The sequence below is a fragment of the Chryseobacterium ginsenosidimutans genome, from assembly GCF_039536845.1.
Taxonomy (GTDB): Bacteria; Bacteroidota; Bacteroidia; order Flavobacteriales; family Weeksellaceae; genus Chryseobacterium; species Chryseobacterium ginsenosidimutans_B.
This window is the reverse complement of the sequence record NZ_BAAAZJ010000011.1, coordinates 168,156-174,830: the sequence shown is the minus strand read 5'-3', so window position 1 is coordinate 174,830 and position 6,675 is coordinate 168,156. Positions and strand designations below refer to the sequence as shown.

The 6,675-nt window shown below is 34.1% G+C and carries 8 protein-coding genes; 2 read left to right on the top strand and 6 right to left on the bottom strand.

The features are described from left to right. Positions 1-10: 10 nt before the first annotated feature. The 4 genes from ABD745_RS17100 to ABD745_RS17085 all read right to left on the bottom strand — a co-directional run bounded on the left by ABD745_RS17100 (position 11) and on the right by ABD745_RS17085 (position 3,674). Entirely contained in the window at positions 11-1,168 is a 1,158-nt protein-coding gene (locus ABD745_RS17100) for a pyridoxal phosphate-dependent aminotransferase (protein ID WP_344832875.1), read from the bottom strand. A gap of 2 nt (positions 1,169-1,170) precedes the next feature. Further along, positions 1,171-2,256: an FAD-dependent oxidoreductase gene (locus ABD745_RS17095; protein ID WP_344832873.1), complete on the bottom strand. Its 1,086-nt coding sequence runs from the start codon at positions 2,254-2,256 to the stop codon at positions 1,171-1,173. A gap of 207 nt (positions 2,257-2,463) precedes the next feature. Continuing rightward, complete coding sequence (locus ABD745_RS17090) at positions 2,464-3,081, bottom strand: DUF502 domain-containing protein (RefSeq protein ID WP_047399077.1); 618 nt, start codon at positions 3,079-3,081, stop codon at positions 2,464-2,466. A gap of 14 nt (positions 3,082-3,095) precedes the next feature. Continuing rightward, positions 3,096-3,674, bottom strand: a complete 579-nt coding sequence (locus ABD745_RS17085; RefSeq protein WP_344832869.1) for a MiaE family protein — start codon at positions 3,672-3,674, stop codon at positions 3,096-3,098. Positions 3,675-3,894: 220 nt separating this feature from the next. On the opposite strand from ABD745_RS17085, the gene ABD745_RS17080 reads away from it, so the two are divergent. Together ABD745_RS17080 and ABD745_RS17075 are read left to right on the top strand one after the other, a co-directional pair. Continuing rightward, the gene (locus ABD745_RS17080; protein WP_344832866.1) at positions 3,895-4,029 is read left to right on the top strand and encodes a hypothetical protein; all 135 of its coding nucleotides are present in this window, start codon (positions 3,895-3,897) and stop codon (positions 4,027-4,029) included. A 146-nt stretch (positions 4,030-4,175) separates the two neighbouring features. Beyond that, a complete protein-coding gene (locus tag ABD745_RS17075; RefSeq protein WP_344832863.1) occupies positions 4,176-4,418 on the top strand; it encodes a hypothetical protein in 243 nt (80 codons plus the stop codon). 3 nt (positions 4,419-4,421) lie between these two features. Here the strand turns inward: ABD745_RS17075 and ABD745_RS17070 are convergent, their stop codons facing one another. Beyond that, positions 4,422-5,510, bottom strand: a complete 1,089-nt coding sequence (locus ABD745_RS17070) for an acyltransferase family protein (RefSeq protein WP_344832860.1) — start codon at positions 5,508-5,510, stop codon at positions 4,422-4,424. Between the two features lie 113 nt (positions 5,511-5,623). Further along, positions 5,624-6,511 (bottom strand): neutral zinc metallopeptidase, encoded by an 888-nt coding sequence (locus ABD745_RS17065; protein WP_344832857.1) that lies wholly within the window; start codon positions 6,509-6,511, stop codon positions 5,624-5,626. Positions 6,512-6,675: the final 164 nt, after the last annotated feature.

The window sequence follows — 6,675 nt, the reverse complement described above, 5'->3', positions numbered from 1 at the left end:
GAAATTTTATTTAAAAACTATTAATAACTCTATGTAATCCTTCAGTCAGAATTTCCTGTGAAGTGGAGAAACAGATTCTTACATGGCCTTCTGCTCCTTTTCCGAACCATCTTTCCGAACCGGGAACGATGGCTACTTTTCCTTGTTTTAAAACATGTTGTGCAAACTCGTCACTCGACATTCCGTTTTCAATTTTAGGGAAAATTACAAATGTTGCTTCAGGTAAATTTGGTGTTAAAATTCCGGAATTGCTTAACATGCTGTGCGCTAAATCTCTATTGTGCTGTAAATGTGTTAAGAAGTCATTAAACCAGGGTTTTGCTTTGTCAATCGCAACACTTGCAGCAATCTGAGATAATGTAGAAACGCCTTCAATCGTAGAATTGAATTGAGATTTTTCGGTAAAATCATCCAATAATTCCTGATCATTACATAAAACAGCACCGATTCTCAATCCTGCAATTCCGAAAGATTTTGAAAATCCGAAAACCGTAAAACTTTTCTTTTTTGCTTCTTCAGAAACAGAAGAGTAGGTGTTGAATTCTCTTTTGTCATACACAATATCACTCCAGATTTCGTCACTCATTACCCAAAGATCATGAGCTGCCGCGATTTCTGATATTTTTTGCAGAATTTCTTTAGAATATACTCTTCCAACCGGATTGTGAGGATTGCAGATGCTGATTAATTTTGTTTTTGGTCCGATCAAAGAAACCAGCATCTCAAAATCAATATCTCCTGTTTGAGAATCTACAGCGCACAATTTAATGTTTCCGCCAACAGCGTCTACCGTTTTTTTAAACAAAAAATCAACCGGATCAAAAATAATTGCCTCATCACCAGGATTTAAAACATATTTCGCAACCATAAACATTCCCATTGCAGCACTGTTTACGGCTAACACGTTTTCAGGCGTAAAACTTCCGTTTTTTCCGGTGTTAAAATGCTCTGCCACACTTTTTTTGAATTCAGGAAGTCCTGAAAACGGACCGTAGCTTAAATAGCCATCCTTAATATATTCGATAATTCCCTGTTCGATTTCTGTTGACATTCTGAAGTCCGGATCTGCCGCCGTTAAAGGAATTATTCCATCTTCCAGAGTCGCCCATCTGCCGTTGTAAGCTTTTCTTTTCAGGGCTTCGAAATTGATATCTTTATTTGTAAACATTTTTATTTATATGAAATTGGTAATGTATTTTTCGGTTGTTCGTTCAGTGGTAAAAGAAATTGTTCCAGCAATGCTCTTCCGTTTTTAATGTGGATGTCGATTTCCGGTCTTCTGTTGTCTTCGTATGTTTTGAAAGTTTCCTGAAGATCTTTCCCTTCCACTAAAAGATTCGTTAAAGTAAAAGAATCTTTCAAAGCTGAAGTAACACCCTGGCTTGTAAAAGGAATCAGCGGATGTGCTGCATCGCCTATGAAAACTACATTTTCGTGATAGAAAGGATTTAGTTTTTCCAATTCATACACTCTCCAGATGTGAGCGTTTTCGTAGCTTGACCCTTCAATAATTGATGAAACCAAAGGATTCCAGTCACCGAAATTATCCAGCATGAACTGTCTGATGCAATCCGGAGTATAATCTTCATTAATGAAAAACTTAGTAATATCAAACTGGCAGTACCAAAGAATTTTTGAAGAAGAAAGCTTTAAAACTCCAAAAGTAAGTCCTCCGTTTTCATGATGGAATTTCAGGAAATTACTTTCGATTTTGCTCGCAAGCTCTTCATTTTCGATGATATTTACAACTTCGTTTTCCAAAACTGCTTTCATTGTTTCATCCTGAAAAATTGTTCTTCTGATTCTGCTTCTTGAACCGTCTGAAGCAATAACGATGTCTGCTTCAAGAGAATTGTTTTCATCAAGAGTAATATCTGCTTTTCCGTCTGAAAATCCGTTAAGAGTAACGGTCGATTGATAAGAGATTTTGTCTTTAGGAACTCCATTTGCCAAGATTTCTATCAATGCGCTTCTTGAAACTACGAAAACATCATCAAGGTCTTTTTCAGAGATAATTTCTCCGCTTTGGCTGTAATGAATGTATTTTTTCAGGAAACTTCCCTTTTTGTAAAGATCATCAATATTAATAATGTTTGAAAGGAACTCAATACCTTCTTTCGGCAGGATAAATCCGTGTCCTTTCAGGTCATTTTGGGTTCTTCTTTCGTAGAGATGATAGTCAATATTATTTTTTTCTAAATAATTTGCCATACTCAAGCCGGAAACTCCGGCTCCTATGATTGCAACTTTGCCCATCCTTTTAATTTAAGTATTGTTAGTTTTATTTGTTTAGATCTGTAATGTTATGAATCATTAAAAACAGATAAACTGCAAGAAAATATTTTTCTTTCGGCAGAATATGTTTTAGCTGATATGAAAAATGATTTCTTTAATTAAATCTGTTTAAATAAAGAAATTATAGTTGATATCCGAGTTTTGATATTATTCTAAAGTAAAAAAGCCCTATTCCGGTGCTTTGAAAATATTGTCATCAGAATGGAAACCTGCGACACCGCCACTCACCGCAAATTTCATTGCAGAAGCAGCCGTCATACCCACGACAGGTTTGATGTTTTTCTCCTCAGTCACGATTACCCAACCCGAAATTGCGTAAGAATGAGGAAGATATACGGCGACGTAATTATGTTTTTCGACGTCTGCCATTTCCTTTTGAGTCAAAAATCCGATTCTCCAGATTTCCGGATTTTCATTGGTTTTAACCCAAACAGGATCATTAAATTTTTTCTTGTCTCCTACAAATGAAGACATTACGTCTTTTGTAGGTGTGTAAATGTGCTTTACTCCGGGAGTTTTTTCCAGTAAACTGTCCATTGTATCGAAAAAGAATCTTCCGACAACGAATTTGTTTCCTAAAAACCCTAAAAGTGCAGTAATTAAAATAATTGAAATGAAAACTAAGCCCGGAATTTCCTTTGCAACAGACGGAATAATATTGTCGATAGAGGTGATAACATACCAAATCACAAAAATTGTCAGCCCGATCGGACCAATAATTACTAATCCCTGAAAGAAATTTTTCAGGAAGAAATTGGCAATATTTTCAAACGTCAGTTTTTTCAATGCAAATATTTGTTTTATCCGTGAATTGTTTCACTTTTTCCGTACGACCGAATGACTTTTGCTTCATGTTCCAGCCACTCTTCCCAACGCTTATTTACGGCTTCCACATCACCCATTTGCCTTGCAAAACCGATAAATGTGGTGTAATGGTTGGCTTCGGAAATCATTAATTCTTTATAAAAAGTTTTTAATTCTTCGTCTTTTATGTTTTCTGTCAATACTTTGAATCTCTCGCAGCTTCTGGCTTCAATCATGGCTGCAAAAAGCAATTTGTCTATAATAAGTTTCTCTCTTGTACCTTGTACTACAAATTTTGCAAGTTCGTTCACATAATCATCTTTTCTTGCTTTTCCGAAAGTATAACCTCTTTTCTTAATAATCTCATGAACCTGGTTAAAATGATCAAGTTCTTCCTGAGCAATAGCAAGAAGTTCGGTAACGATTTCCGGATATTCCGAAAGCATTATAATAAGGCTGATCGCGTTGGTAGCTGCTTTTTGCTCGCACCAGGCATGATCGGTCAAAATTTCCTGAATGTTTCCTTCCGCGATATTTGCCCACCTTGGATCGGTAGGAAGTTTCAACTTAAACATGTTTTAAAATTTTGTGTAAAATTAAAATAAATTGTTGTAAGAAATATATTTTATTTCAATTAAGTATATGTCTTCATTTTAAAAGAGTATTTATAGAGTTGTTGAAGATTTTTATTAAATTTACTTATGTTTGTCACTTTTGTGAAAGTTGACATTGGCTATCTATTACAATTGTTATCAAAATATTGTGTGTAAAACATGTTAATAAAATATATAAATTATGAAAAAGAAATCGTTTATTTTTATAGGAGTTGCTCTTTTCATGGTGCTTTCTGTTTTAGCATTTAAAATAACAAATAAATATAATGATGTTAAAAATTTAACACCATCAGAATTACAAGCAAAGAATAAGTAATACTTACAAAATGAATATTTTAGAACGGGATCAGCAATTGCTTTTCCTGTTTTATTTTAATCATAAAGAATTGAAAATAAGAAGTTTTATGAGAATTGATTAGTGGTCTCTATTTTGATATTATAAAAATAATTAAAATCTAAACAATGAAAACGATCACAATTATTAAAAGTAAAATGAATGCTTTGTTAATCTTTGTATTCACGATGTCTATGTCTTTATTTGCTTTTGCTCAGGATACAACCGGCGTTGTTACTAAGGAAAATAAAACTACCACTACAACGACTACAGAATGGTATGCTGATCCGATGTATCTTATTGGTGGAGGAGTTCTTCTGCTGATTATTATTGTTTTAATAGCAAGAAGCGGGAAAAGCAAAAGAGATTAAATTTTAAGAAGCGGTTTTTCTTCTCAAAAATTCTAAAACTTTCCAGCCCAAATTATCTACCTTCTTCAATCCTGCCGAAATGATGAAGGCTAAAATGATATTAATAACATAAATTAAAATCATTAAAGCCCACCAGGACATATTTTCTTTTAGAGGAACGACCAAAAAGTAAATCAAAGAAGAGCTGATTCCTTGTGCGAAGTAGAAAAAGATGGCATTTTTACCGATATGTGTCACAAAACTTTCCTTTGTGATCTTTAATCGATTGTAGAAAACGAATAAGGTAACCAAAGAAAAAAAGGTCCAGATTATATATGGAATTTTGGGAGGAAATTTATTTCTGTTGATTTTATAAAATATATCGTTTCCATAATTCCAGAACATCCATATCAAGGCTAAAGCAATAATACTGTAAAGAACAGGAATCATCTTTGCAGGAATTGTTTCTCCTCTCATTTTGTTGGCAACCAGGAAAACGGTCATGTAAAAAGCAACATAACCAACCTGTCCTGAAGGATAAATTTCCGGGAAGATATTAAATAGAAGCGTTAAACCGATGCAAATTCCGATAACCCAATTGATGTGTCTTGGAAAGAATCTTAATATTAAAACACCGAAAACCGTTAAGATAAAATAGACTCTTAAATACCAGAAACTTCCCATTACTACAGGAAATGTATCTGCATTGGTGTATTGATGAAGATACCAATTGCCCAGATTTTCCCATTGAGGAACTATAGAAATATTAGTGGCGTCATATTTTGATCCGAATGTGGAATAAAAACTTTGCAGCCATTCTAAAGAGAAAAAAGTTAAGCCAAAAACTTTGAAAAAGTAATCTAAAAAGAACAAAAACGTTACAAAAATCATGTAAGTAATCTGTAACTTTAATAATCTGTAAAATGTTTTTTCAATATTGGATCCAGAAGTAATCCCGCTCAAAGCATAAAATAAAGCAACATCAAACACCAGAGAAAATACCCTCACTTCAGCCGGAATATAAAGCTGTCCGGACCAAAAAGCGGTATGAATAAAGATGATGGAAAGTGTTGCCAATCCTTTTGCGAAATCAATGTAAAGGTCTCTGTTCATGTTTTAGATATGATATTTCAAAAGTAAATAAACTTTATGAATATTTTGAATAAAGAAAAAGAGGCAAGGACGATGCCTTACCTCTTGAGAAAAGATATATCAAAAATGAATGTTTATTTCAGGTCTTTAAATTCTTCCGCAGAAATCTCTCCGTTCTGAATTTTTTTCAATTCATCTAAATATTGACTCATATAGGCATCAAGTCCAGGATATTGAGTGTTTTTCGCAGTTTTGTAAGTTCCGTTCAAAACTCCCTGATAATAATAGAAGAAGTTGTAATCGAAAGCAGAAGCGGTAAGATCATACTGACCCAACAGGAAGCCTAAACGAACTGCAGACCTTCTTTGCGGTGGTGTTCCGTGATGTCCCGGACTGTTCGTCTGATAATCACCGATACTTTGAGCAAATTCATAAGCCGCTGCAATCTGAGCAAAACTTGTTTGATTATACCCGTTTGGTCTTCTTAAATAATATCCCGCAAAACCGTCTGCTTCCAGTTCATTCGGTCTTGCTGTAGATTCACTTACGGAAGGCAATCCGAAAATGTACTGCAACTGATGTCCGTATTCATGAGCCAGAATCATTGCATTGACAATATCACCGCCTTTTGATTTTGCATCATAATAAATGGCATAACCGTAATAAATTTTCCCCGTAGAATAAGAAATCGCATTGTAAGTTGAATTAAAATTCGACGGATCATTCACGAATCTTAAAGTCGGATTGCTTCTTCCCCATAAGCTTGCAATTTTCGTCATTTGAGAATTCATGAAATTAGTGTCAGTCGAATTTTGCAGGGAAGTTACCAAAACAGACGAAGAACTCCAGTTCTGATCTACATAATAACAGACTTTTTCAAGCTCGTTGGGCTGATCGATTTTTAAGTTTTCTGTCTGTTGTTCCGGTTGTACAGGAGTTTCCAGATTGTCGTTGTTACATGCTGATAATGAGAATACAGCAAAGGCTCCCGCAAGTAAGCGGAAATTGAAGTTTCTTTTCATATTAAATAATTTAGGTGTAAACGAAGTTATTAATTTAAACGTAAAACAATATCACTTTATTGTGAAAAATTATTCAAAACATAGTTAAAATTTTAATGATAAAAAAAGATGGGTTTGATTGTAAGGTATTTAGAAATAATTCTTATATTTGCACCTCGAAATAA

Bases quoted from the DNA above. Each gene is read 5' to 3' on its own strand.
- ABD745_RS17100 (WP_344832875.1), bottom strand. From the start codon at position 1,168: ATGTTTACAAATAAAGATATCAATTTCGAAGCCCTGAAAAGAAAAGCT.
- ABD745_RS17095 (WP_344832873.1), bottom strand. From the start codon at position 2,256: ATGGGCAAAGTTGCAATCATAGGAGCCGGAGTTTCCGGCTTGAGTATG.
- ABD745_RS17085 (WP_344832869.1), bottom strand. From the start codon at position 3,674: ATGTTTAAGTTGAAACTTCCTACCGATCCAAGGTGGGCAAATATCGCG.
- ABD745_RS17080 (WP_344832866.1), top strand. From the start codon at position 3,895: ATGAAAAAGAAATCGTTTATTTTTATAGGAGTTGCTCTTTTCATGGTG.
- ABD745_RS17075 (WP_344832863.1), top strand. From the start codon at position 4,176: ATGAAAACGATCACAATTATTAAAAGTAAAATGAATGCTTTGTTAATC.
- ABD745_RS17070 (WP_344832860.1), bottom strand. From the start codon at position 5,510: ATGAACAGAGACCTTTACATTGATTTCGCAAAAGGATTGGCAACACTT.
- ABD745_RS17065 (WP_344832857.1), bottom strand. From the start codon at position 6,511: ATGAAAAGAAACTTCAATTTCCGCTTACTTGCGGGAGCCTTTGCTGTA.